This window comes from Oligella urethralis DSM 7531 (assembly GCF_000372065.1).
Taxonomy (GTDB): Bacteria; Pseudomonadota; Gammaproteobacteria; order Burkholderiales; family Burkholderiaceae_B; genus Oligella; species Oligella urethralis.
Genome location: NZ_AQVB01000045.1, coordinates 1 through 1,235, shown reverse-complemented (window position 1 = coordinate 1,235; position 1,235 = coordinate 1). Strand labels below are relative to the sequence as shown.

At 38.1% G+C, this 1,235-nt stretch carries 2 protein-coding genes; both read left to right on the top strand.

All coding sequences use genetic code 11. The features are described 5' to 3' along the window. Window positions 1–489: RHS repeat-associated core domain-containing protein (locus tag A3GA_RS12430; RefSeq protein ID WP_018027468.1), on the top strand; the 489-nt coding region annotated here is incomplete at its 5' end. A gap of 12 nt (window positions 490–501) precedes the next feature. Further along, window positions 502–1,116: a hypothetical protein gene (locus A3GA_RS0111075; protein WP_018027467.1), complete on the top strand. Its 615-nt coding sequence runs from the start codon at window positions 502–504 to the stop codon at window positions 1,114–1,116. Window positions 1,117–1,235: the final 119 nt, after the last annotated feature.

Below are 1,235 nucleotides of genomic sequence, written 5' to 3'. Positions count from 1 at the left end.
TTTATCAGCCAAGACCCGATCGGCTTGATGGGAGGGCTTAACCTCTATCAATACGCCCCGAACCCGGTGGAGTGGGTGGATCCGTTGGGGTGGAATAATGTTAGCACAGGTGCAGGAAGAGATAGTGTGACTTATCGAGGGTATAAAAACGGGAAATCATATACTGGCTACGCTAGTGCCCCTAGTAGCATGGGGCTTTCACCTGAGCAAATTATTAGTTATAGATATGGTGGTAATTTTGATGCTTTTGGGGGACAGGCACCTACGCCTGTATATAGTGGAAGTGACATAGAAGGTAAAAAAACAGCTAGAGGATTAGAGCAATATTATTTTGAGGAAGATAAGACAGTTTTAGGAAGAGAAAACGTTGCCAATGCGCAAAATCCAGTCGGAGCAAATAATCCAAATAGAGACGAGTACAAAAAGGCAGCAGAAGCGCATCTAGGCAAGAATCCTCAAACAGTTCATAAAACAAAATGCGAGACTTAAAAGGAATTAAGAATGACTAGAGTTACTTGGAAAAAAGGCACGGTTATTAGTATTGAAGCTAGAGAGGATATTTGCTTTTTAGCCCAAATGATGGAAGAGCCATTTCTTTATTTTTTTGATATTTATAATGATTCTCACGAGTGGAAAATCTCATCGTTAGAAAATACAAATACTCTCTTTTGTGTTCCTGTGGTACATAAATTTTTAAAAGACAGTCATGTCAAAAAAATGGATATAGTTGGAAATTCTACCCTGCAATTTCCTTCACGCTGGATACAAAGAAACTTTGAATCTCAAATGTATACTATTTGGGAGGGGACGGATGATGAAATGACTTTTGCTATGTCAAAGCCGGGTGGGGTTTTAGTTGAAAGGACTCTGACAACTAAACCACAAGATTTCATTGTAATCAAAGAAATTAACAATAATGAGGACAGCATCATTGATAGTCATGAACTTACATCGTTGAGAACATATCCTGAACTTAATGAAAGGCTATATCTTAGCTATTTATTCGGTAAAAATGTAGATCCACTTAAAGATATTATGTTTCAAAGAACTATGAAAAAAGAATATAAAGTGTATATGCAAATATTTACAGGAAAATATAAAGGACTTTATAAGTAAATGCGGAGATTGTGAAAACTCTTTGATGGTCAGTTTGTGCCCTTGGCGCAATACATCAATAGCAGTGATGGACAAGCGGAACTGTTGAGCTCACGGGTGTGGCAGGCCGAGTTAGCAGA

Coding starts and splice junctions, on each gene's coding strand:
- A3GA_RS0111075 (WP_018027467.1), top strand. CDS start 502: ATGACTAGAGTTACTTGGAAAAAAGGCACGGTTATTAGTATTGAAGCT.